The sequence below is a fragment of the Prosthecobacter dejongeii genome (assembly GCF_014203045.1).
GTDB lineage: Bacteria > Verrucomicrobiota > Verrucomicrobiia > Verrucomicrobiales > Verrucomicrobiaceae > Prosthecobacter > Prosthecobacter dejongeii.
Window position 1 is genome coordinate 226,091 of sequence record NZ_JACHIF010000011.1, and the last position, 24,479, is coordinate 250,569.

Annotated in this window: 15 protein-coding genes; 5 read left to right on the forward strand and 10 right to left on the reverse strand. The window is 55.2% G+C overall.

Annotated features, from left to right (window positions below; translation table 11 throughout):
- Positions 1 to 80: 80 nt before the first annotated feature.
- Positions 81 to 599, reverse strand: coding sequence for a glutathione peroxidase (locus tag HNQ64_RS21410; protein ID WP_184212632.1), 519 nt, complete (start codon positions 597 to 599; stop codon positions 81 to 83).
- A 159-nt stretch (positions 600 to 758) separates the two neighbouring features.
- Here HNQ64_RS21410 and HNQ64_RS21415 point away from each other — a divergent pair, with 159 nt between their 5' ends.
- Both HNQ64_RS21415 and HNQ64_RS21420 read left to right on the forward strand, forming a co-directional pair.
- The gene (locus HNQ64_RS21415) at positions 759 to 3,116 is read left to right on the forward strand and encodes a DUF1592 domain-containing protein (protein WP_184212634.1); all 2,358 of its coding nucleotides are present in this window, start codon (positions 759 to 761) and stop codon (positions 3,114 to 3,116) included.
- An 11-nt stretch (positions 3,117 to 3,127) separates the two neighbouring features.
- Positions 3,128 to 4,390 (forward strand): DUF1552 domain-containing protein, encoded by a 1,263-nt coding sequence (locus HNQ64_RS21420; protein WP_184212636.1) that lies wholly within the window; start codon positions 3,128 to 3,130, stop codon positions 4,388 to 4,390.
- Positions 4,391 to 4,393: 3 nt separating this feature from the next.
- Here HNQ64_RS21420 and HNQ64_RS21425 read toward each other — a convergent pair whose 3' ends face one another.
- On the reverse strand, positions 4,394 to 5,992 hold the full coding sequence (locus HNQ64_RS21425; protein WP_184212638.1) for a tryptophan 7-halogenase: 1,599 nt from the start codon (positions 5,990 to 5,992) through the stop codon (positions 4,394 to 4,396).
- Between the two features lie 58 nt (positions 5,993 to 6,050).
- The gene (locus HNQ64_RS21430; protein WP_184212640.1) at positions 6,051 to 6,287 is read right to left on the reverse strand and encodes a hypothetical protein; all 237 of its coding nucleotides are present in this window, start codon (positions 6,285 to 6,287) and stop codon (positions 6,051 to 6,053) included.
- A gap of 107 nt (positions 6,288 to 6,394) precedes the next feature.
- Between HNQ64_RS21430 and HNQ64_RS21435 the strand changes: the two genes are divergently transcribed.
- Positions 6,395 to 7,675, forward strand: a complete 1,281-nt coding sequence (locus tag HNQ64_RS21435) for an NAD(P)/FAD-dependent oxidoreductase (RefSeq protein ID WP_184212642.1) — start codon at positions 6,395 to 6,397, stop codon at positions 7,673 to 7,675.
- 10 nt (positions 7,676 to 7,685) lie between these two features.
- Here HNQ64_RS21435 and HNQ64_RS21440 read toward each other — a convergent pair whose 3' ends face one another.
- From HNQ64_RS21440 to HNQ64_RS21470, 7 genes are all read right to left on the reverse strand, one after another.
- Complete coding sequence (locus HNQ64_RS21440; protein WP_184212643.1) at positions 7,686 to 8,603, reverse strand: metallophosphoesterase family protein; 918 nt, start codon at positions 8,601 to 8,603, stop codon at positions 7,686 to 7,688.
- A 146-nt stretch (positions 8,604 to 8,749) separates the two neighbouring features.
- The gene (locus HNQ64_RS21445; protein ID WP_184212646.1) at positions 8,750 to 10,381 is read right to left on the reverse strand and encodes an outer membrane protein assembly factor BamB family protein; all 1,632 of its coding nucleotides are present in this window, start codon (positions 10,379 to 10,381) and stop codon (positions 8,750 to 8,752) included.
- 26 nt (positions 10,382 to 10,407) lie between these two features.
- On the reverse strand, positions 10,408 to 12,681 hold the full coding sequence (locus tag HNQ64_RS21450) for an outer membrane protein assembly factor BamB family protein (RefSeq protein WP_184212648.1): 2,274 nt from the start codon (positions 12,679 to 12,681) through the stop codon (positions 10,408 to 10,410).
- 572 nt (positions 12,682 to 13,253) lie between these two features.
- Positions 13,254 to 14,720, reverse strand: coding sequence for a DUF3482 domain-containing protein (locus HNQ64_RS21455; RefSeq protein ID WP_184212650.1), 1,467 nt, complete (start codon positions 14,718 to 14,720; stop codon positions 13,254 to 13,256).
- Positions 14,721 to 15,023: 303 nt separating this feature from the next.
- Entirely contained in the window at positions 15,024 to 16,610 is a 1,587-nt protein-coding gene (locus HNQ64_RS21460; RefSeq protein ID WP_184212652.1) for a hypothetical protein, read from the reverse strand.
- A gap of 68 nt (positions 16,611 to 16,678) precedes the next feature.
- Positions 16,679 to 19,762, reverse strand: a complete 3,084-nt coding sequence (locus HNQ64_RS21465; protein WP_184212654.1) for a WD40 repeat domain-containing serine/threonine protein kinase — start codon at positions 19,760 to 19,762, stop codon at positions 16,679 to 16,681.
- Positions 19,763 to 19,791: 29 nt separating this feature from the next.
- A complete protein-coding gene (locus tag HNQ64_RS21470; RefSeq protein WP_184212656.1) occupies positions 19,792 to 20,505 on the reverse strand; it encodes an RNA polymerase sigma factor in 714 nt (237 codons plus the stop codon).
- 230 nt (positions 20,506 to 20,735) lie between these two features.
- Here HNQ64_RS21470 and HNQ64_RS21475 point away from each other — a divergent pair, with 230 nt between their 5' ends.
- Both HNQ64_RS21475 and HNQ64_RS21480 read left to right on the forward strand, forming a co-directional pair.
- Complete coding sequence (locus HNQ64_RS21475; RefSeq protein ID WP_184212658.1) at positions 20,736 to 23,969, forward strand: LamG domain-containing protein; 3,234 nt, start codon at positions 20,736 to 20,738, stop codon at positions 23,967 to 23,969.
- A gap of 178 nt (positions 23,970 to 24,147) precedes the next feature.
- On the forward strand, positions 24,148 to 24,429 hold the full coding sequence (locus tag HNQ64_RS21480) for a hypothetical protein (RefSeq protein ID WP_184212660.1): 282 nt from the start codon (positions 24,148 to 24,150) through the stop codon (positions 24,427 to 24,429).
- The last annotated feature ends 50 nt before the right edge of the window (positions 24,430 to 24,479 follow it).

Here is a 24,479-nt window from a genome sequence, read left to right on the forward strand (position 1 = left end):
GATTGTGTGTTCACACAAGCATTTGCGTCAGGAAAACGAAGTTGGATTCGGGAAAGGTAAAAAAGTTACTTTTTAAAAGCTTATTTACTCAAGGCTGTTTTCAAAGCCGCTTCAATCTCTCCTCCCTCAGGTTCCGCGTCAGACCCATAACGATCAATGAGTTGCCCATCCTTACCAACCAAAAATTTTTCAAAGTTCCACTGCACAGGCGAGCTTGAGGTCAAAGCAGCGAAAAGTGGATGTTTGTTTCCCTCAGTGATAGAGACCTTCGCAAACATGGGGAAGCTGACCTTGTAGCGGCTGGTGCAGAAGTTCTTGATGTCTGCCTCAGAGCCGGGTTCCTGACCGCCAAAGTCATTGCAGGGAAAGCCGAGCACAGAGAATCCATCCTTCGCGTACTTCTCATGCAGAGCCTGCAGACCCGCATACTGACTGGTGTAGCCGCACTCAGAGGCAACGTTCACGATCAGTAGAACCTTCCCCGCGTATTCTTTCAAAGAGGCCTCTTTGCCATCAATCGTTTTCAGCGGAATGGACTGGAGATCAGCAGCAGAGACAGCAAGAGAGATCATGGAGAGGAACGTCAGGAGAGTTTTCATGGGGAGACAAAAGCCACGGCTTCCGTTCAAGAACGCTTCTGGGGCTCATCCTGCGACAGGATTTTTGCCTCCTTGCACATTCGGCTCCAGATTCCCCTAACCATCGCTATGGCATGCAAGCCGCTGATAACTGCGCCAGTTTCCTGCGTTCCCCTTAAAATGTCCCCCCGTTTTTACGTTTTGTTCAGCGCAGTTCTTTTTCTGCACTCACTCCACGCAGCCCCTGCGCCCCCGCCTGCTCCTGTCGCGAAGTTTTTGGATCAGCATTGTGTGGAGTGCCATGATGACGACGTGCAAAAGGGAGGACTGAATCTCCAAGCGGTAAATTTTGACCTGAAGAATCAAGAAACCCTACGCCGCTGGGTGCGTGTGTTTGACCGAGTGCATGAAGGAGAAATGCCACCCAAGAAAAGCGAGAAACCTGATACTTCGGCGGTCAAAACCTTCCTCACCACGCTACAAGGCGATCTGTCGCGTGCGGATCAAGAAGAGACCGTCACTCTTGGCCGAGTGCGCAGCCGCAGACTTACCCGAGTTGAGTATGAACACACGATTCATGATCTTTTAGGGATTGATATCCCGCTCAAAGATCTGCTGCCAGAGGACCCTGAATCGCACGGCTTTGCCACCGTGGCAGACGGCCAGCAGCTTTCCCACCACCAACTTGCACGTTATCTGGATGTGGCGGACTTGGCCCTGGGCGAAGCTTGTGAGCGGGTGCTCAAAGGCGATTCCAAATTCAATAAATCCTTCACGCCCGATCAACTTGCGGAAGTTACCCGAGGCAACTATCGCGGCCCAGAATCTCGCGGTGGCCGGAGCCTCTCTTGGCCCATCACGCTGCAATTTTTTGGCAAGATGACCGCCACCACTGTGCCAGAGGATGGCTGGTACCGCATCACCGTGCATGGAGTGGAGTCCATCAATCCAGGGCCTGGCGGAGCCGTATGGGGCACACTACGCTCCGGTGCCTGTGTTTCAAATGTCCCCATGCTGTACATGATCGGCCTTATTGAGGCCACCCCAGAACAGCGCGACTTTGTTTATGAAGCTTGGATGCATAAAGGCCACATGCTGGAGTTAAAACCTAACGATGCCACCCTGCGCCGTGCCCCCACGGGAGCCCAAGGCGGCAATGTCTCCTTCAAAGGCCGTGACCTCGCAGGCGATGGTTTTTCCGGCATCGCCCACCGTGGCATCGAGATGCAGCGCATCTATCCCATGGCAGACCGCGCCGGCGTTCATCGGCATTTATTTGGTGAGACGAATCTGAAAAAGGCAGATCCCGCCACCGCACTGGACAAACTGGTCGCTCGCTTTGCCCGCCGCGCGTTCCGTCGTCCGGTGACCGATGAACAACTGGCCCCTTACCTGAACATGGGGCGCCAGGCTCTAGCCTCGGGCAACTCTTTAACAGACTCCTTGTTAGTCGCTTACCGCACCATTTTGTGTTCTCCTCGCTTTCTTACTTTCATTGAAGCCCCCGGTGAGCTCGAAGCCTACGCCCTTGCTTCTCGCCTTAGCTACACCTTCTGGCTCAGCCAGCCAGACAACTCCCTGTTAAAGTTAGCCGCCGATGGCCACCTTAAGCAACCGGAGGTCCTCGCTCAACAGGTGGAGCGCATGCTGGCAGATCCCAAGGCAAGCCGCTTCATCCGCAGCTTCACTGACCAGTGGCTCAAACTTTCCAAAATGGACTTCACCTCTCCTGACTCCCGGCTCTACCCCACCTACGATGCTGTGGTGCAGGAATCCATGCTGCAAGAGACTCGCACCTACGTCACCGAGCTTGTACAAAAAGATCTCTCCGTCACTCACTTGGTGGACTCGGATTTCACATTCCTCAATGGTCGTCTCGCCCGCCACTACCAAGTCGCCGCTGAAGTGACACCAGGCCGTGGTCTGCAAAAAATTTCACTGACTAACTCAAAGGATGTCAACAGAGGCGGTCTGCTCACTCAGGGCGCTATTCTCAAAGTCACTGCAGATGGCACCACCACCTCTCCGGTTATTCGCGGGGTCTTTGTCAATGAGCGCCTACTAGGCCAGCACATTCCCCCGCCGCCGCCTGACATCCCCGCCATCGAGCCAGACATCCGTGGAGCCACGTCCATTCGCGACCAGTTGGAAAAACACCGCTCCAACGAATCTTGCAACTCCTGCCACGCCACCATTGATCCGCCCGGCTTCGTTTTGGAAAACTTTGATCCCGTCGGTATCTGGCGCGAGCGCTACGGCCTCCGTGGCAAAGGTGTGCCTGTTGTAGCCTCTGGAACGACTCCCAAAGGTGATCTCTTTACCGACCTGAAAAGCTGGCAGCAGATCTACCTTCACAAACCAGAACAGCTTGCAGCCGGCTTCGTCGGCCAATTTCTCACCTACGCCACGGGTGCCCCCATCCGCTTTGGTGACCGCCCTGCCGTAAAGGCCATCGTCACCCAGACTCAAGGCAAGAATTTCGGCCTTCGTTCGTTGATTCTAGAAGCCGTGAAGAGTCCCATCTTCACGCACAAGTAGTTCTTCCCCCCATGAACACAGCCTCCTTCACCACCCAGCGCCACCTCTCGCGCCGCGCCGTCTTGCGTGGCCTGGGCATTTCCTTGGGCCTACCTGTGCTAGAGGCAATGACACCTGCCTTTGCCGCCGTGCCGGAAACTCGCCAAGCCAAACGTTTCGTCGGCATCAGCCTCGCTCTTGGTTTGCACAATCCTCACCTCGTGCCCGAAACTGCTGGCCGTGATTACAAGCCCTCGCAGTACCTGCAATCCTTGCAGGACATTCGCCAGGACTTCACCGTCATCTCTGGGTCTTCTCATCCCGGTGTCTCCGGCGGCCACACCGCAGAGGGCAGCATCTTTTCTGCCTGCCCTAACCAACGTGGGGCCACCTCCCGCAACACCATTTCCTTAGACCAACTGATGGCCAAACAACTGGGCCACGAAACGCGTTTCCCCTCCCTGGTACTCAATACCAACAGCCAGAGCAGCCCTGCCTACACGGAGAATGGAGCCATGATTCCGGCAGAGAACAATGCGATGAAGCTCTTCGCCAAACTTTTTGTTAACGACAATGCTGCCGAGCAGGAGCGGCAGACCGAGCTGATCCGCCGTGGGCGCAGCGTCATGGACGTCGTCGGCGCCGAGGCCAAGACTCTCATGCGTGAAGTCGGTTCTGGAGACCGGGACAAACTGGACGCCTGGTTCACCAGCGTGCGAGACCTGGAGCAGCGCCTCATCGCCAATGAGGAATGGATCCGCAAACCCAAGCCCAAGGTCAATGCCAAAGCCCCCACTCAGATTCCGCGCGACAACGAGGTAGCGGTGGAGCGCATTTACCTGGACATCATTCATCTGGCCCTCGCTACAGACTCTACCCGCTTTGTCACCCTGCATGTGACGGGCAATGCCGTGACTGGCCTGGATGGTGTGGATGAAAGCTACCACGGCCTCAGCCACCATGGGATGAACGAGGAAAAGTTGCGACAACTCGCTATCGTGGAACAAGGCATGATCAACGAATGGGGAGGCTTCCTTCGCCGGCTCAAGGCGGACTCCATGCTGGATGAAACCATGGTCCTCATGACTTCCAATTTGGGGAATGCCTCCAGCCACGACAACAAGAACATGCCTGTGCTTTTCGCCGGAGGCGGCTTCAAACACGGTCAGCATCTTGCCTTCGACCAGAAGAATAACTATCCGCTGCCTAACCTCTACCTCAGCACCCTACACCGCCTCGGCCTGCAGGAGGAATCTTTCGCCACCAGCACAGGTGGCATGGATGGACTCATTTAGATTCTAGCTCACCGCAGGTACGCCTTCAACAGATTCGGCCGCGCTTACCTTCGCGCCGGGATTTTCAGCAGCGCAGGTTTCATCAAACCAGCTTTTCCATCCTTCGGTAATTTCCAGCCAGGCCCAGCTTTCTAGCATGGGGAAGAGCTTTAGCATGTTACTACGCCTCAGCATGAAACCAGGGATGAGGCAGCGCCGAGAACGATTGGTTTTACCCAGTTCCCCCACCCGACGTCGGCGACGGGCGATCTTCGCAAACCTCCGGTTATAAGTGCTCATCAGCGCGGAAAAAAGGCGGCCTGAAGGAGGTGAAAAGGGCGGGGCAAACAAAGCTTCCTCCCCATGGTTAAAAGGCACCTCCACAACGCCCCAATAGTAAAGCCCCAAGTCTAGACGAAAGGCGAGGCTCATCAGATCAAACTCGCCCATGTATTCATACTTGTCCTTGTAAAGAGATTCGAACCAACGGCGATGACTCACACTGAAATCACGATTGTATTTCATCAACCGCTCCACCATCGGCTTGCCCTGGCGCTGCTCCGTGATCAGATTTGCTGCACTGCTGGTGGTGAAGGAGATCCAGTCCATGCCGGGGCTGTAAAAGGGATCCATGAATGCGGCCGCATCTCCCACCAGCACAAAACCATCCCCCGCAAAAGTGGTGCTGTAATAGGCCAAGTTCCGTCTCAGGTGCATGTCCTCATCCTGGTATTCCGCATCCACCAGCATCTCACGTCCCACCGGATGTTTTATCAAAAAAGCCTTGAGCCGATCTCCGATCTTTCCCCCTTCGGAAGGAAACTCGACGAGGCGTTGATCAAAGACGATTCCCACGCTCACATCCCCGCCTTTCAGCGGGATCCACCAGCTCCACCAGCCATCGCCAATGATGTGGTTCGTCGCTGTGTTGCGGATTCCATACACAGCCCGTGACCACTCGGGATATTTTAGGGCCAGTTCGCGACTGTCCCAATCTTTCACACCTTTCCAGCGGGACCATACTGCTGCAGTGGGATGCTCCGCGTTGGACTTCCACCAACCGTTCTTCCTTGCCAGCACCGCAGCGAGGCCTGAGGCATCCACCAACCAACGGGTACTCAGTGTCCGTGACTGCCCCTCATGCTTCATCTCCAGCGTCTGTAAGCCGCCTTCATTGAGCTGCACATTAGAAACAGTCGCCGGGCGGATCAACTCCGCCCCGGCCAAGCAGGCACGGCGCAGCACCTCTTCATCAAAGGTGGAGCGATCAAGCTGATAGGAAGGAATGCGCGAAAGATACTTCGCCCCTAGTTCGCTGGCCTCGGAGACATTCGTCACCTCCTCATTTTCGAACCAGAAGCGCAGTCCCTGCTTCACTAAATGGTTCTCATTCAGGTAATGCGTCAACCCCAACACCCGCCCCATGAAGTAAGCACTGATCTCCACCGTCGCTTCACCGACACGCCGCGTCAGTTTGGCCGATTTCTCGATGATCAAAAGCCTGATTCCCGGATTGTGCCGGAGCAAAAGTGTCGCCGTCGCTGCACCAGAAAGAGCACCGCCGATGACAATGACATCGTAGGTGGAGGAGTCGCCCGCAGGCTTGTCATTCGCGTTGTTCACAGAGAATAAATTTATTAAATGCAGTTAGGCCCCAGAGATGATTTCTTCATGTGCTCCCCTAACCCGAGTCTTTCGAGCTGGAAGCACCTAAATGGATTAGTGACACCCCGATGTGGTGACGAGGGAACTGCTTCCGCTCCAGCAGGACCAGACGGAGGCCCGCCCCAGCAAAGATAGCTGTAGAACGGTCTCCCTCAGGTCCTCCACCGATGACAATCACATCGTAGTTAGTGCTCATCAGCTTCAGATAAGACCAGAAACCACCATGCTTAAAATACGTTTTAAGCATCATCATGATGCCATTCAGGCATCATAAAAACCACGAAACCTAGGTTCTCTCATTGCACATTTTGAACACCCGAACGATTCTGAAGAAGACCGAAGATAACCAAAAGTGCATTCATGACTCAAGCCTCCTCCTGCCGCATTCAAGACACCGCATGGGATGTCATCATCATCGGCGGGGGACCTGCAGGATCCACAGCCGCCACCACTCTGGCGAAGGCTAGTAGGCGTGTTTTGGTCCTAGAAAAAGCAAAGTTTCCACGCTTCCACGTGGGGGAATCTCTCCTTCCTTACAATCGCAAGATCTTTGATGATCTGGGGGTTTGGCCAAAGATCGAGGCCGCCGGCTTCATGGTGAAACGCGGAGCCCAGTTTCTCATGGGCAGCGGCTCACACAAGGTGCGGCTGGACTTTTCAAAGGGCTCCTTCACCGAATATCCCCAGTCTGTGCAGGTGGAGAGGTCCAAATTCGATGACCTTTTGCTGCAGCACTCGCGTGAGTGCGGTGCCGTGGTGAGCGAGGAGAGCCTGGTACTGGAGCATGCGGTGAGCGAAGGCCACGTGACCGTCAAATATCGCACGGCCGATGGCAGCGAGCATGAGGTGACGGCCAAAATGATGATGGATGCCAGCGGCCTGACCAACTTCACCGGCAACCGAGAGTCTCTGCGCGAATATTACTCCGGACACAAAAAGATCGCCATCTTCGGCCACTTTGAAAACCTGGACATGCCCCAGGGCGACGAATATGGTGACATCCTCATTGTTAGGCGCGAAAACTCCTGGTTTTGGATGATCCCCCTGGAGAACAACAAAACCAGTGTTGGTCTAGTAATGGATCGAGAAGACTACAGGGTGCTGAACCAAAAGCCTGAAGCAGTCTATACCGATGCCGTGAAAAACACGCCCGTCGTTCAGCAACGCTTTTTGAATGCCATTTCTAAAACTCCACTGAACGTGGTGACAGATTTTTCGTATCGCAATGACCGCTTGGTATCACACCGCGTCGTACGGATTGGCGATGCCTCTGGATTCATCGACCCCATCTTTTCCAGTGGCGTGCTGCTAGCCATGACCAGCGGTCAGCAAGGTGCCCAGGTCGTGCATGAAGCCCTGACTCAAGGTCAGTCGATGACCTCAGGCATGAAGCGCTACGAAAAAGACAACCGCCGCCGCATCGCCCAATACTGGGAATTCATCGAGAATTTCTACAGGCTCCACTTCGCCCAGATCTTCTTCCAGCCGCATCCGCGCCTGAAGATGTTGTGCTCCATCAATGCCGTACTGGCAGGCTGCACGCGCCTGCCCTTCGCCGCATGGTGGCGACTACGGCTGTTTTTCTTCCTGGCCTGGCTGAACAAACGCATCCCAGTGACGGCTCGCATCGAGGTCCAATGACCGCGCAGAATCAGCGACGCGGCGCCCAGTCGTACCCGATGTAACGATCCTCAAAACTTCCATCTTGATGACAGGTGATGTGGACGAAGCCTTCAGGATTGCCATGGACGGGTCCTTTCCACCACATGCCGCTAACGGCCCCACCTTGCAAGTATGTCACTTGGTCGAATTGAATGCGTTCGGAGATGTGCCCATGACCGCTGAGCACCAGCCGCAGATTGTAAGCTGCCAGTAATTTCCGAAACTCACGCACGTTCCCGACCAAAGCTCCAAGGCCTAACGTAATCTGCGGTCCTTGAATCACCTGATGCCAGACACTGTAAAAAGGAATGTGCGTAACAAGGGTGATAGGTGTTTGCCGTCCCACCTTTTCCAGATCGCCTTGTAGCCAAGCAAGCTGCGCATCATCAATCCAGCCCTTGTACCCGCCATCCTCCCCCAGAGCGATGCTGTCGAGCAGGATGAAATGCCACCCACCGTGGTCAAAGCTGCGATAAGTCCTGCCCGTGCCATAACGGTCTGCAAAGAGCTTCTTGCCGTAGTCGGCATGGTCGTTTTTCAGAACCGACTTGGGGGACCACCCACACACATCGTGATTGCCAATGGTGTGATAGGCTGTCGGCTGCAAAGTCTTCATGACCTCATCCCACAGCTCCCACTGCCGGTGAAGCCGCGCTTCTCCCACAGCCAGAGCATCCATGATCAGATCCCCTCCCGTCACGACAAAGGCAGGTTTCATTTCATTCACCTTCGCGAAGCACTGCTTTACCCCCTCCACAGCACCCAGCTCGGGCTGGATGTGAGGATCTGTGAGAAAAACAAACTCAAAGGAGGATGGCCGGGGTGAAGCCAAAGAGGAAGCCGAAGCACCAATCACAGGCGCGGCCAATGCAGTTCCTAGAAAGTGGCGTCGAGAAAGGCTGGGCATGCGAATGGAAAACACAGTCCAGGTCACTCTCTTGCAGCCCGAAGATAAGTTTTTAAAAGGCTAAACCTCTCGAGCTGAGCAGAACGCAAAAAAGCGGGCTGAAGGTTGCCCTCCAGCCCGCTTTAGATGGAGAAGCTTTCTCCTGTTTATTCAGCACCGCCTGTTTCCACAGGCTTGCCGCCTTCTTTGAAGCAATACAGGTGAGTGTGAGTGGCGACGTAGAGGCAGCCATTGGCAGCTACCAGACCGCCTAGCAGCGGGGATGGAAATTCGATGGTCTTCAGCTCCTTGAGCTCCTTGCCTTCGGCCAGGATGAACAATTCGCCTTCTTCGTTGCCAATGTAAACCTTACCATCTGCGACGAGCGGGCTCGCCCAGATATGGCCCTTGGTATCGAACTTCCAGTACTCCTTGCCCGTCTTAGCATCCAGGCAGAACAGGCGACCTGTGTAATCGGCGATGTACACCAGACCATCTTTGACGGCGCAGGTGGAGATGGAGCGCTCGATCCCTTTGAAGGTCCAAAGAGCTTTACCGGAAAGATCACCCGTGCCTTTAGGGTCAATGCAGCTCAGCATGCCCACGCCTTCACCGTGCTCAGGGTCCTGACCAATGGCGACGTAAACGAGCCCGTCATACACCACAGGAGTTCCAATGATCTCGCTCGGGCCGTCGTATTCCACGTACTTGATCGGCTCACCTGCATCGTTTTTGCGATACTCAGGCGGGTTTGCATCATAGCGCCAGTATTCCTTGAGGATGTCAAAATCATCCTTCTTCTCGGTCTCTGGAGCCATTGAGTAAACCCAGCCGTCCCCCGCAGCAAAGACGATCTGTGGCTTGCCATTGACCTCCGTGTAGGTCGGGCTGGACCAGGAGCAATGCAGCACGCGCTCACTGGCCACATGATCCATCTCCCCCATGAGAGTGCCATCGTTGGCATTCAGCATGATGAAGCTGGGGGACTGAGGGGAAGGAATGTTGGTGTGCGTCCAGTCCACGCCGTTGCAGGTTGGGGCGAAGAGCTTATCCCCGATAACCAGAGGATAACCAGCCGTGGCATTGTGCTGGAAGACTCCCAGTTCCTTGTACATGTCATAGACCCAAATGATGTCAGCATCTTGTGGACCAGGCTCCACCGGTGTCAGCTTGCCATCTTTGTCTGGCACAGCCATGAACTGGGCCTCTTCCTTCATGCCATCGTTGCCATTGGCCATGCCTTCGACATCCAGGCAAATGATCTGGCAGCGGTTGCCAGGAACGTAAGCTCGATTGCCGACGATGGTGGGGCTAGCGCAAATGCCCAGATACTCCCAGTCATTCACCTTGCCGCTGCCCATTTTAGGAGAAACAAGCTGCCAAAGGAACTTGCCCGTCTTTTCTTCAAAGCACATCACGATGCCGCGATCACCAATGTTTTTCGGGTCACGTGGAGTCTCGTTGTTCGTTCCCACATAGACTTTGCCATTGGCAATGATGGGCGTGCCATAGGTCTGGGAGCCCAGCTTGGCCACCCAGAGGCAGTTCTTGGTGGTGCTCATGTCCACATCTTCCGCACCTGGCCCTTTGTTGGCCTCTTCTGCATTCGGACGCAGGCGGCCCGCAATCTTCGGCGCGGCCTTAGGACCGAACTTTTTCCCAGGTTCGAATTCCAGGGGCAGTCCTTTTTCTTCGGACACCATGTTGCGGCTCTTGCCGCCGCCCCATTCGGACCAGTCGGCAGCCTGAAGGGCAGAAGCGCTCAACAGCGCCAGGAGGAGGGTGGGTTTTAGCTTCATGGAAAGGGTAGAGACAGGAGGGAAAGTTACTTGTTCGGAGTGATGCTCAGATTGTCCAAAAACACACGCTTTTGGTTCATCTGACTAAAACCAAAAATTCCGGGGCTGCCCTGGGTGTGAGCTTTGGCCACTTTGGCCTCCACAGTCCAGGCTTCAGGCTCGGGCTGGCCTTTTTCCCACACCTTGCCTCGCACCACACCACTGCCGTCAGCATTCACATCCACCCGGGTCTTCAGGGTGTACCAGGTATTGGCAGAGACTTTAAAGTTTCCTTCCACCTTCAAACGCTCAGGGTTGGAGCTGATTTCCAGCTTGTTGGCATTGCCACGCAGACAGATGAGATAGCGCTGGTTGATAAAACCAATGTCAGACTTTAGACGGGCGCTACCTTCCGTACGCACATCTGCCTGCATGGTGTAATTGGACAGGTGGGAAGGCGCGACGAAGACTGTGCCGCGCTGGAAAAGCAGACGGTCAAAGGTCTTAGCAAACACCTTGTTTCCTTCGAGCTCGCGAACGTCGAACTTGAAGCGCGCACCGATCCAGGGCAGCGGCGGGTAGGAAAACTTCACGCCTTCGGCAGGCTGATCTTGGTCCAGCTTATAGGCCTCAAAATCTTCCGTCAGAGGCAGGTTTTTCAGCGCACGACCACGGATGGTTCCGAAGCTGCCATCTGCGGCTGTGGCCTTGAAGGCCCCGGCACTTTCCTTGGCATCCACGGCCACCACCAGCTCGCCAGCATCGTTGAACTTGGCATCCATGGAGGCTTTTACCTTGGCTGTCGGCGGGATAAAGGATTCCCACTTCACGCCTTTGACGTCTTCGCTGACGACAAAGCCATTCGCATCCACGCTGCGGATGCGGAAGGCCTGCTTGCTGCCGTTCATGATGACAACTTCAGCCGGGATGATCTGCAAGGCGGCAGGTTTACCCGCTTTCGGGATTTCTACCACCGGGGCTGCATCCAACTTGATGCCGCTGTTAGGAATCGGGAAGCTGTAGAGCTTTTCCGTCGTGGTGACGTAAACCACACCATCACAAATGGAGGGGGCTCCCAGGCACTGGCCATCGAGTTTGATCTCTTGGACAATTTCCGCATCCGTCTCGCCCGGCTTCACCACCACCAGCTTGCCTTCCATCATCGGACAATAAAGAAGGCCGTCAGCATAGACAGCCGAGGAGTGCAGGTTGGCATTGCTGAGCTTTTTCTTCCACAGCTCCTTACCGGTTTCGATATTGATGCAGTAAAGCTCGCCACCATCAGTGAGCTGATAAAGCATGTCACCCACCACGACGGGGGAGCTGCTCGTTGCCCCCAGTGGCAGACGCCACAGCTCCGCATCGGCTAGGACAGTGCCTTCCGGGGTGGTCGACGCAGTGAGTGTTTCAGGCAGCTTGATGGCTACCATGCGGCCTTTTTCAGAGCTATCAATGTTCTCGTCACCGTGGATGGCGATGAGTTTATTTCCCTTGTGAAGCACCACCGAAGCATTGACCCCGTTTTTGCAAATGGGCATCTTCCAGTAGGCTTTGCCACTGCGGGCATTCACGCAGACGATATGCCCGCAACCAGTGGTGTAATACATCACACGTTTGCCATCGCGGGTCTCCAGTACAGGGGTGGAGAAGGAGCTATCCACAGGCGGACTCACGCCCGGAAGCGCCCACCACACCAGTTCCCCCGTTTTTTTATCAAAAGCATAAGCGCGATCAGCCGCAGGACCATCGGCACCCCAATTGGAGAAAATGAAGTGAGTGATGACCAGATCTCCTTCGATGACAGGACTTCCCACACGAGCATTCGGGAAGGTCATGCGGCCGAAATCCTCCATCAGAGGGATTTCAAAGACCTTTTTCCCATCCATCTCATAGCATACAAACACGCCAGCATTGCTGACCAGGTAGATGCGCTTCGTCTCTGGGTCCACTGTCGGAGCACCGATGGAGTAACGATTGTAAATGGAATCACTCAGGTAGTCGGAGATTTCCACTTCCCAGAGCTTCTTTCCAGTCTTGGCGTCTAGCACGGTCAAGAGCTCAATCAAATCACTCGTTTCACCACGATAGCCCCAAAGAATCACCTTCCCGTCCACAATGACAGGCGTGCCGCGACTGCGCGCATCGTAAGTCCAGGCGGCTGTTTCGGGCAATTTGCCTGCACCCGTGTAATGTTCCAAACTCACGCCGTTTTGGAGGGGGCCGCGCCAGTTGGACCAATCATTGGCCTGGAGCGAAAAAGTCAGCAGGGACGCAGCAAGTGCGGACCACGAGGCAGTGCGATGAATGCGGGGGATAACCATGTGAAAAATTCCTGGCTGGGGGTGGGCCGCCAAAGTCAGCGCGTCCGGCACATCTTCAATCAGTTTCGCTGACGGAAGTCTGCCGGGCCACAAACCGACAGGTAGGGCGGGAGGAAGAAACGACTCAAGGTTAACGCATCTTTCCAGGGAAAGGATCCCTTTGAGAGGGGATAAACCCCGCCTTTCTTATTGCACTTATTCACATGAACAGTCATTTATACACAGGACTGTCAAGCGCCTTTCTTCTAAAATTATCAGATTTTTCGCACAAAAGCAGATGTCAAAAATGAGAAAACCTCACGTTTTTGCAAAAAACAACCCCTTGGGTTGACGGGAAGGGTAAAACTTTTTAACCTTACGGCGTCTGTCGAAGCCTTGCGCTTGGCAGGCCACGATGTTGCAGCTTCCTCAGCTAAGACTTTCGTGCCAAACGATCCTCACTGTTGTTGGTTGCTGGATCGCAAACCAGACCCTCCGGCTCCGCATGCCGGAGGGTCTCTTTGTTTCAGGTCATCACTCGAAGATGGAGTGGCCTTCTTTAAAAACACAGGATGTCTCCCATGCATCCTGATTCACGCATCAAACGTGACCTCAGGATACAAGCGCGCGAGTGTGCATGAGAGACAATCGGTAACGAGTGGCAAAGCCGACTTGGAAAGAGCATCAGGCATCCCACCCTTCTCCACGCCCTCTTTCCAAAGACGATCCACACCATCGCCATGTTCATCCAGCACTTGCTCCACCACTTGATTCCAATGAGCAGGCTCCACACACTCCTGCCATTCACCACGACCACGACCAAAGTGAGCCACGGCGAGGTAAGTCAGCATGGCTAAACGCACCTGTTCACGGAAGTGCTCTCGTGACCAATGCAGTCGTTGATCACCACCTCGCACGAGATTGTAGCTCTTGATCAAGGCATACGCACCGAGACCCGCGGCTAAGCCGCCAAGAAGGGCCCCACCGCCGAACGTCATGCCACCCATCTTCAAGTCTGCTATGAGCCCGCCCATGGCCCCACCTGCCACACTGCCCACCACGCTCCAGATGGCTTCGGGCACAGGCTGAGGTGAATGAAACTGATCCTTGGCTAAGGCCCCCAGGGCGCGAGCGGACTCCCCTTCTAGACCATGCAGGCGGATGAGTGCATTCGTCGTGGCTGTGATGCGGTCTGCCAACTGTGTGGCTAGTTTTTCTCTAGCCTCTTGATACTCCTTATTGAGGTCGGTTCGGCCTATGCCCACTCGCTCCAGCAATGTTTCATTGCGCACAGCCACACCATCTAATACCGCCGCAGTGAGCAGCTCGGACAGCACCCGGCAGGACTGGCGAAAGACGTCCACATTCCGCTCATGCCAGGCACGCTTCAGGTGCTTGAAGGCATCGGCCTTACGTTCAGCTAACAAGGGAGCGAGCGACTCCATCAGCCGATCTTCCTGCACCCAGCAGCGGGCGAACGCATCCATGCGCAGAACATCCCGGACAAAGACATAACCTTTCAGATGTTCACGCCAGGCGGTCATCTCCGCTTCATCGGTTTCTTGCGATTCCAGGGGACCTGTTTGATTCAGCAAAACCATCACCGGTTTACCCGTCCAACCTAAAATCTCCATCTCTGGGGCAATATATGCAGCGACTTCGGGAGGCTCGGTAGCATTGACGAGGTAAAGCACCACATCGGCTTCATCACGCACGTTTTTCAGCGCCTGCTGGCTGCACCACAGAGGCTTATCGGTGAGGCGATCCCATGTTTGAGATAGGAACCATAACACCGGATTACGCTCGCGTTGCAGCCGCTTTAATAAGCGCGCACTATCGCCAAAGCCTGGAGTGTCCCACAGCCGTAGCAGACGTGCGTCTTCTTCTAACAAAGTGTAGGACTCATTAAAGAGGGTGACGTGGGCGGCATCTCGCACCTCTCCCACATCCCGACGCAGCAGGGTACGGGCAAGTGTGGTCTTCCCCGCATTCGTGTGCGAGATGAGACTGAGGGTGACGATATCCGAGGCGGGCGGAGTGATGCCTGGAGGGGGTGGCATGATGACGGGAGATGTGAACCCACTCCGACCACCTTCGCAACAAAAGCGATGAGTTCTTTTATCACAAAACGCAATCACATGTCAGAAAAAGACAGTGAAAGGGTCTCTTCAGTCTCAGCATGCAGACCCGAGCGTGCGTGCAAAACCTGTCCCAGGTTGCCCAGGGCTACCTGACCCAGCAACTGTAAATCCACCCTTCACCAGGATTCTCGCCCTGCAAGAAACCAGAAACCCTGGCCAGCTTTCACCACGCCCACTCAGCCTTTGGCTGCGGGCGTGGTGAGGACACCGTCTCGTAAGACCTCAAGGAGCAGGGAGCAGGGTGAATGGCCCTGCATCTTTAGGACCTATGACATGCCCGTAAAAGCCAGGGGCAAATCCACCACTTGAACGCGAGGGGATCAAAATTCCTCTCACTGGGTAGATGTTTTTATTCGTCGCACCATTAGGAATCGCCACATCCAACCCATCTGCGATGCCCGTCACCATCCCCGTTTTGACATCCACTTTGACGAAGTAACGAGTGAGGTTAAGCCCCAGCGGTTCAAGCAGATTGTCCGTCGTCAGAGTCAAGTTCGTGGGAATGTTCACCCCATCCGCCTGCGTGTTACCATTCACCGCACCAGCATTGCCATTGAAAGCAGCGTCCACCCGATTTCCCGCAGGTGGCACAAAGTAGTCACGACCACCGATCCGCATTGCATGGGACTCACAGCCTAGAGACAGATACTTAGCCCCTAATTTTGCCGCTGGTTGACGGAAAAAATCCGCCTTTCCCGCCAGCACCGTTTCCACCCGACCCGAAAAAATGCTAAAGTTCGAAAGCAGGCTGGCCGTCGCAGTGAGCTGGCTCTTCGTCCCACCCATGTAGCTGTGGTGGCAAAAACTCCCGTTGTTGGTTAGCGTCTGGTCCGGTCCATTGCTGTCATTGAGCAGGCGAGTGGAAAAAACAAAAGGCGTCCCTTCTCCTAACCACCCTTTGCCCGTGCAAAGCCCTGTCGGGCTGATGGTGAGTTTGCAGATGCTGTATCCAAAACCTACATCATCATCGATCACATAATTGTACATCCCCGTGCGCGGACAAGGAGACACCTTGGTGAAAACAGGAGCTAGGCTGGCAAAAGTCACGACAGACTTATCTCCCACGCTAGCAAGGAGACCCGCCCGGGGTTTCAAACTGCCATTGCCAGTCACCTCCAGTTGCATGACCACATTCACGGGCAACTGGCCCAAACGAGGTACTGAAACGGATACAGCCAAACTTGGCGATACCGCAGAGACAAAGGGATAGGTTTTCATCCCCATCATCAATTTGCCACTCACCGCACCTTTGTCCGTTAAGGTGAAGATGACCTTGCCGTAGTCTTCCATCGTGGGGTCTTGAAAGTCCACACTCACTGCCAGCGCAGACTCGAAGGAAACCGACTGGAATTGAATCAGAGGAGTCAGCAAGAACTGAATGTCCCTCTCGGCAAAGGTATCTACCACAAAGTAGTAGGGGGTGCCCTTGGTCACAGCCAGTCGCAGTTTAGCGCGAGTCGTGCCTTCGTTATCATCATTCTTGGCTACCAGTGTCAGCTTCGTCAGGGCAGTACCGCGATAAACGGCCAGGCTGGTATCCCCTGCACTGCCTGTGGTATCGGCTTGCATGTAACCATTGAAGTCGGGCGTGTAACGATACCACACCGTACGCATGGGCAGCACGCCAAAACGACGGTGCCCCGGCTCCCCTGCCTCCACCGTCGCTTCGACGGTCGTGCTAATGGAGGTAACACCCAAAATCGGAACAGTGGCAGCGGCAAAGTTATCATTGACCGGGGGCACCGCCAATGCTGGACGGCCCAAGCAGATGAGCGCGAGAGCGCCTAAGATAAGAGAAGAGATTTTCATGAAGTGGAATGAGTCCACTCCTCCTCTACGGCACTCTGGATCTGAGGTGGCGCGAGGCAGAAAAAAATCTACGGCTCAGGAGAAGACGCTACTGGCAGCAGCAGAACCTGCCCGGTTTCGGGGGCTGCTTCAGCCTCGCAGAGGCCCACCGCTAACCACCGTCCATCAGGGGAAAAACGCAGTGCCTCAGTTGTCTTTTCGAGTCGCAGATAAAACACCTCTCGCCGCGTATCCATCCGCCAAAAACGCAGCCCTAGCCCAATTTCTGAAGACACCAACGTTTGCCCATCGGGTGAAAAAGCCACGCCAGAAACCTCTTCGATGTGACCTCTCAGCACCGCCTTGAGCTGCCCTTGGGGCAGATGCCGCAAGTGGATATGACCATTGATACCCGCAGTCGCCATCCACTCGCCATCGGGAGAAAACGCAATATCACGTGCCCAATGCGGATCATTGGAAAAACGCTGGGTCCGATTTGTCTTAAAATCATGCAGAGCCAGCTCCTGCCATGAAGCGACCGCAAAGTAGCGCCCATCTGGCGACAGCTTCGCGGCTTTGACCTCGGACTCACCTGACAAAGGCTGCGTAAGTAGCTGGGGTACAACTTCCCGCCGGCCACTTTGGATCTCGAGCCTCACCACATGGCCTGGGACCTGAAGGCTATAAAAATACGCTCCATTGTAACTGAATCCTGTTTTGAGAAAAGTGCTTCCTGCAGCCCCCAACGACCATGAAAGCTCGCCATCTTCTCGGCTCAAAACCCCCTTATTGCGATTCCAGCCCCATAGCTGACCTTGATCATCATAACCAACCGATGGGGCGGGCAGCACTAACTTTTTCGAGGCTTCCTTGAGAAAGCTTTGTTGCATCGTTTGTTGGCCTTGAGCCAAACAAATCGCTTTTGAATCTGGGGTAAAGATCAAAGGCTCATAACGCGAGTGGGCGTAACGAGCCAGGGCCGCCAGGCGATCCCCGGCCAAGGGAAAACCAAAGACTTTCAGAACGCCATCCTTATCCCCTGTAGCCAAGTATTGGCCTTGGGGATGCAGGGCTGCACACCAGATTTCATTTTCATGTGCAGCAGAGAGCTGTGCGACCTCTCGCCCGTCTTTCCAAGCGCGAATCGAGCGGTCAGAGGAGGTCGTGATCTGCATTTGCGAGTCGGCTGAAAACGTCACCGACCAAGGCCTTAAGGAATGCCCCTTTAAAGACGGCAGCCGCTCTGCACCAGGCATGGAAAATCGAATCACGTCTGCCCCACCTTGAAATAAGGACACAGCCAAGCTCAGACCATCAGGCGCAAATTGCAGTGACCAAACCGGGCCTGGCGTGGGTAGCAGTCGAGGAGGCTCATGATCGTTTTTCAAGTTCACTAACCAAAGACCGCTTTCCATGTCAGCACGCCCCACATGGGGTCTGGAAAAAGCCAACCGATCTCCCTCACGAGATAACGCCAGAACTCGCCCTGGCTGAGGCAGCGTTTTCCATGGGGAGGGAGCCCCTTCGCCCAACTTCCAAAGAGTGATTTCACCCGCCGGCTCATAATAAAAAGGCCCTCGTGAACTCACTGCGAGTAAACCTGCTTGTTTGGCCAGCGAGAACTGTACGCCTTTGATCTCCCAAATCGGTTGGTCCTGCCCGAGCTTGCGCAGACGAATGACACCATTTGATTCGGCACATATAAATGACTCTTCATCCAGCCATTTCACCTGATTCAATCGCGGCTTACCGGGAGCCAAAATCTGCTGTTCCATTTTCAGCCGCCCGGCTTTATCCAGACGCCACAACTTTAGGGATCCCTCATGGGCACCACTCAGCAGCCATTGACCACTCGGGCTCCAGTCCAGCGTGGTGAGAATATGGCCATGAGCTGAAATAGAAAACAACTCCTGCGGGTTCATCAAATGCTGTAGCAAGTGCCATTCGGGGCCGCGTAAATCACGCTCACCTAATTCCGGCACAGAATCCCGAAGAAGGCTGCGCGCTTGAGCAGGCAACCCCGCATTCATCGCCCCTGCCGCTGCTGCAATGTTGCTAGAATAAAGCTCCACACGCCGAGCTTCGGCCTCCCGCGCTGCGTGCTGCCAACCAAGGACGGAGCCCAAGGTGCCAGCAATGATCGCTAGAACCAAAGCGACACTTAATGCCGCTAAAACAGGCTGTCTTTGCGCCCGACGAAAAACTCGCGCCCAGGTGCTAACGGGCCGCGCGAGGATGGAATCGCCTCGAAGAAAACGATCTAGCTCATCCGCCACTTCCTGCGCACTGGCATAACGAGAAGCAGGTTTTTTTTCTAAACAGCGCAGGCAAATGGTCTGCAAATCCAGCGGGATCGAAGGATTGAGCAAGCGCGGGGCCACTGGCTCTTGCATCTCGGTCGCCGCCAGCAGAGCCGCCACGGAATCGGCCACGAAAGGAGGTCTCCCGGTGAGGCAATGGTAGAGCACGGCCCCCAGTCCATACACATCTTCAGCCATCGCGGGAGATCCTTCATGAAGACCCACGCGTTCAGGAGGCAGGTAACCTGGTGAACCCAGGCTCTGGGCACTGCGCGTGAGCGTATGCCCCGTTTGAGTAAAACGCGCCAACCCAAAATCGGTCAACATAGGCTCCATCTCATCCCTCAATAAGATGTTCGAAGGCTTCAAGTCTCGGTGAATCACCCCTCTCTCATGGGCATGTGCCACCGCTCGCGCCACCTGCCTGATGATGTGAGCGGAAAACTCTGGAGTGAGTCTATCCCTCTGCAACCGTTCCCCCAGAGAAAGCCCCTCGACCAACTCCATCGCAATGAAAGGCTGGCCTAACAATTCACCGATTTCGTGGATCGCCACGATATTGGGATGATTCAGACTGGCTGCCGTCTCGGCCTCACGTTGGAAACGCTGCCGAAACTCTTGCGACGAAAAGGCAGCACCTGGGAGAATCTTCACCGCCACCACTCTCCTCAGTCTTTCCTGCCGCGCCCGATACACCACGCCCATGCCACCACGGGCGATTTCACCTAACAACGTATAACTCGGTAAAGGCGGCAATTCCTCCGCATCCTCCAGCAGTACGCAAACCGGGCAGAGGAGAGCGCCCGAACCAGCAGGCAGAATGGCCCCGCAGTCTGGGCAAGAAGTGGAAGGAGAATCTAGCACAATGCTCATGTACGAAGAGGGCGCGGGCAGGTGTCGGATTAACCTCTGAGAAGCTCCGCCAAGTAGGCCATCTCCGACTGGACTTCATCTGGGGAGGCCACCGTATCTGCAATCTCCCTCTCCAAAAGCATGCGAAAACGTTTTCGAACCCGGAGGGCAAAGCTTTTCACGGCATCCTCCGTGCTGCCAAAACGCGCGGCCAACTCCAGATAGCCACAGGCCCCTGCTTTTTCACCTGCCACGTTTTCAAACCACTCCCCTTTCCCACTAGCAGTGTATTCTTCTCGCAGTCGGGCGGTAGCCCTCTGCACCAGATCACGCGCCCATTGGCGATCATAAGCAAGTTCGGGTTCCGCCTCCGTTGCATGTTCAATGAGATAACCTTCGGATAGATCCAGCTCAAAGGGCACATGGGTAGCTCCACGGCCTCTCTTAGCAGCCTGGCCTTGGCGATGCACATCTGTGAGATAATTTTTAAACGAGGTCAGCAGGAAAGTGCGAAACTTCCCACGCATGGGGTCTGCCAACCTCAAAGAATCCCGCGCCAGCAACTGGGTAAAGTAACCTTGCGTCAGGTCTTCCGCATCCGCCCGGTTGCGCCCAGTGCCGTAACAATAAACAAAGAGCGGTCTCCAGTAGAGCTGACATAGCTGAGCCAGTGACTCCGAAGCCTGAGGATCTTCCTCATCCCCCGCACGTCTCACCATGGACCAGCGAGTGGTCTGAAAGGTGGTGGCCTCCGTTTTTTCCATGGGTGATCGTAAACTGTTTACATCTCTTCCGCTTGAATCTCTAGGGGGTATTGAAGGTCATCACTCAATGGGGGCAGAGTGGCCATTCCCCCCTACCTAAAGGAACGCCACTCACTCGCCCGAGTTTCACACCGAGGGCCCTCTTCCTCATAAAGTATCCTGCCAAGTGATGGCAAAGCCACACCTGCCCGCAACATCCTCTCTTTTAACCGGGTATTGTGTGCTTGACCATGCACCGACTGCTCATACCAGCCCTTTTGTTTGCGGCCCTCCCTGTCATTGCTCTCCAAGAAACCTGGGAGAGCGGTTACACAGGCGATGAGGCTCAAGGCAAGCAAGTGCTAGGATATTGGAAATTCGATGACGGTGCGGAGCTGAAAGACAGTTCTGGCAAAGGCCATGAACTCGTGGCCCATGGCGCTGCCCTCCGCGCCGAAGGACGGCATGGGCTAGGATTTGAGTCCTTTCCCGGTTTCCCCGTTTCTGACAAGGCCCACTCGCTTCGTGTTACAGGCACTGCCCCACTGAGTCCCTCGGGCCCGTTCACGATAGAGATGTGGATAAAGCCCAAGGCCGACTTCGCCAAAACCGGGCGCTGCTACCTGCTGGACAAACGTTATGTTCCGGATAACCACACCGACTATGCCTGGCAAATTTCTGAACCTGACAAAGCGGGACTTCGCCACTTGATCGTCACTCTCGGTTTCGGCATGACTTCAGAAACATTTCATTCACAGCCTCTCGCTCTACCTACAGATTGGCAGCACGTGGCCTTCACCTATGATGCCGCTGGCACCGTTACTTTTTATCGAAACGGTTGCCTCCTCAATCGTGTGACGAAACCTGGTTATACTGGAGTGGTCGCAGGCACCAAACCTTTGCATCTGGGAGATCGGGTGGGCAGCAATTACGCGGGCTTCCCCGGTTTCATGGATGAAGTGCGGCTTTGCGAAGGCGCGCGTCAGTTTGAATCTCTCGCCCTCACCCTCTCCAGTACACGCCATGTCTGGCAGCGGATGGAGGCCAGTGAACCTGTGCTTCTCCGCTGCAAAAATCTGCGGAAGGAGAACGTGACCGGGGCACTCTTAGAAGTCACTTTTGGCGATCAAAAACAAAACTACCCCCTGCCCGAACTTCGAGCGGGTGCGGAACACACGATACGCTTTGCCATCAACACCGGCCTGAAGGCAGGCAAATACACGCTGCAAGCCCGGCTACAGGCGGGCACAGCCTTCACCGATGTGACGGAGAGCTTTGAGATCATCCCCCGCCCTGCTCCCTCCATGCCTGTGGTAATGTGGGGAGCTGGCCCCGAGGAAATGACGCGACTGAAGGACATCGGCTTCACCCACTTCATCGGCCTGCGCGCCTCCGCACTTGAGGAAATCTGGGCCACCCGAATGGACAATCAAAAGACCCCTCCGCCTGGAGCTCCTGAAGAAATAGACAGGCAACGCCGAACTCTCGATGAAGCCCTTGCGCAGGGCTTGAAAGTTGTCGCCAGTTTATCCCCCGGACACTGGCTAGAGACCAAACCGGAACTCCTGCAGGTGGACCGCACGGGCAAGCCTTACGAGCGCCCAGCCATCGCTGCCTCCACGCCAGATCTGGTGCCGTTTTTTGAAAAGCTAGGCCGCAGCATCTCACGCGCCTATGGCCAACATCCCGCTTTCGCGGCGACCTTGATCAATACCGAAGTACGCGATGCCTCCCGCCCCTCCTTCAATGCCGTGGACCGCGCAAACTACCGCCAGTTTGCTCAAGCGGATATTCCTGCCGAGGTGAATCTGCGTAGCGGAGTGGACTGGACGAAGCTGAAGGATTTCCCAGCCAATCGCGTGATCCCCGATGATCATCCCCTGCTCAAATACTACCGCTGGTTTTGGACCGTGGGCGATGGCTGGAATGGCCTGCACAGCGCCCTCAACAAAGGCATCAAAAGCAGCGTGCATCGCGACCACTGGACGTTCTTTGATCCTGCTGTACGCCAGCCCAGCATCAGTGGCGCAGGTGGCACGGTGGATGTGCTTTCTCACTGGACCTACACCTACCCAGATCCTCAACGCATCGGCCTTTGCACGGATCAACTGCTAGCCATGAGTGAGGCCAGTGGCCGCCGCCAGCGGGTGATGAAAATGACCCAGCTCATCTGGTATCGCAGCCAGACAGCCCCCATCAAAATGGGCCAACCGCGGGAAAGCGTCGCCTGGGAAGACCATGATCCCGAAGCCGCCTACATCACCATCGCCCCCATGCATCTGAAGGAAGCTTTTTGGACCATGATCTCACGCCCCGTCGAAGGCATCATGTACCACGGTTGGCAGTCTTTGGTCCAGACGGACAGCCCCGGAGGCTATCGCTACACCAATCCCAATACTGTCCACGTCCTAAAAGAGCTGATCCATGATATCATCCGCCCCCTGGGTCCCACGCTGATGAGTCTGCCAGACGAACGCGCCGAGGTGGCTTTTTTTGAAAGCTTCACCGCCCAGATGTTCGCCCGCCGTGGTGGTTACGGATCTAACAACGGCTGGTCGGCCGATGTCTGGATGGCTTTGCAACATGCCCATGTGAGGACGGATGTTTTGTTTGAAGAAACGCTTTTGAAGAACGGTCTCAGCGGCCGCAAAATCCTGGTCATGCCAGAGTGCGATGTCCTGACTGAATCGGCCGTCAAACGTATCCAGGAATGGCAGAAGAAAGGAGGCAAGATCATCGGGGATGAATTTCTGTGCCCAGCCCTGAAAGCCGATTTCGTCTTACCCAGCTACAAGCGGGAAAAAAATGCAGCGGGAGACAAAGCCAAGCTGCTCTCTCTGGCAGCCACCTTGGGGCCTCAAGTCACCGCGCTCGGCCTCCAGCCCAAGGTTACGGCAGATAGTCCTGAAATCATCCTGCGCACGCGTCGGTTTGGCGAAGCACTCTATCTTTTTGCCATCAATGATCGCCGCGAGGCTGGCACCTACGTGGGCCAGCATGGTCTCGTTTTAGAAAATGGTCTGCCCACCCAAGCCACGATCACGCTGCACCAAGACAGCGCCAGTATCTATGATCTTACACGTGGCAGCCTCATCATCCCGCAGCGGGATTCCACTGGCAAGCTTCACTGGAAGGTGGATCTCGGCCCTTGTGCAGGGCACCTGTATATGATCCTCCCTAAGCCTTTGCTAAAGCTCCAAGCCGACCTGCCTGTGAGCGCCAAACGCGGTCATAGAGCAGAGTTGCACGTCACCCTCACGACCACCCAGGAATCTCCGCTCAAAGCTGTGGTCCCCCTACAGATCGAAGTACGCGATGCCAACGGCAAACCCGCTGAAGGCAGTGGCTTTTACGCCGCAGAAAACGGCCTAGTGACCCTGCCACTTGATATCGCCTCGAATGAAGACCCCGGCACCTGGGAAATCCGCGTGGTGGAACTAGCTTCCAAAATGGAAATCACCCGCTGGATGATGATCACCCCCTAACGAACCAACACTCAACAAAAGGTGATTGCATTTTGCCTAGTGTGAGATGCCAAAAATGCGCATTGCATGGTTGTAACAACCAGCCGACCTAGGGCAGCAACGTGGCAAGGAAGTTGCTTGAGTGTTTAACCCGAAGGTTTCCAAGTGATACCCTCAAACGACACCTAATCAGACATCTATGAAAGACGCTCTCTACCTCAGCCGCTCCTTTGTTGAATTTGGCCCCTTCCCAACAGCTGAAATGCTCAGCTTTTACAATCGCGGCCTCCTCGCAGATAGCGACTACGTGCGTGAAGAAAGGTCTGAAGACTGGGTACATGTGAATGATTGGGCTGCCAGCCTCCCCCTCGCTGAGCCGCCAGCTCCAAAGGCTAAAAAAGCGGTCTCCCCTACTCCACAGGCAACCCCCCCAGCCAAAAAAGCCACGGCTAAAAAGGCGGCGACCAAGAAGGCGAAATAGTGACGCTCGGCAGCAAGATAATCTTCTTGCCAGGGAGGGATGCGCCCCGC

Coding starts and splice junctions, on each gene's coding strand:
- HNQ64_RS21410 (WP_184212632.1), bottom strand. CDS start 599: ATGAAAACTCTCCTGACGTTCCTCTCCATGATCTCTCTTGCTGTCTCT.
- HNQ64_RS21415 (WP_184212634.1), top strand. CDS start 759: ATGTCCCCCCGTTTTTACGTTTTGTTCAGCGCAGTTCTTTTTCTGCAC.
- HNQ64_RS21420 (WP_184212636.1), top strand. CDS start 3,128: ATGAACACAGCCTCCTTCACCACCCAGCGCCACCTCTCGCGCCGCGCC.
- HNQ64_RS21430 (WP_184212640.1), bottom strand. CDS start 6,287: ATGATGATGCTTAAAACGTATTTTAAGCATGGTGGTTTCTGGTCTTAT.
- HNQ64_RS21435 (WP_184212642.1), top strand. CDS start 6,395: ATGACTCAAGCCTCCTCCTGCCGCATTCAAGACACCGCATGGGATGTC.
- HNQ64_RS21440 (WP_184212643.1), bottom strand. CDS start 8,603: ATGCCCAGCCTTTCTCGACGCCACTTTCTAGGAACTGCATTGGCCGCG.
- HNQ64_RS21445 (WP_184212646.1), bottom strand. CDS start 10,381: ATGAAGCTAAAACCCACCCTCCTCCTGGCGCTGTTGAGCGCTTCTGCC.
- HNQ64_RS21450 (WP_184212648.1), bottom strand. CDS start 12,681: ATGGTTATCCCCCGCATTCATCGCACTGCCTCGTGGTCCGCACTTGCT.
- HNQ64_RS21455 (WP_184212650.1), bottom strand. CDS start 14,720: ATGCCACCCCCTCCAGGCATCACTCCGCCCGCCTCGGATATCGTCACC.
- HNQ64_RS21460 (WP_184212652.1), bottom strand. CDS start 16,610: ATGAAAATCTCTTCTCTTATCTTAGGCGCTCTCGCGCTCATCTGCTTG.
- HNQ64_RS21465 (WP_184212654.1), bottom strand. CDS start 19,762: ATGAGCATTGTGCTAGATTCTCCTTCCACTTCTTGCCCAGACTGCGGG.
- HNQ64_RS21470 (WP_184212656.1), bottom strand. CDS start 20,505: ATGGAAAAAACGGAGGCCACCACCTTTCAGACCACTCGCTGGTCCATG.
- HNQ64_RS21475 (WP_184212658.1), top strand. CDS start 20,736: ATGCACCGACTGCTCATACCAGCCCTTTTGTTTGCGGCCCTCCCTGTC.
- HNQ64_RS21480 (WP_184212660.1), top strand. CDS start 24,148: ATGAAAGACGCTCTCTACCTCAGCCGCTCCTTTGTTGAATTTGGCCCC.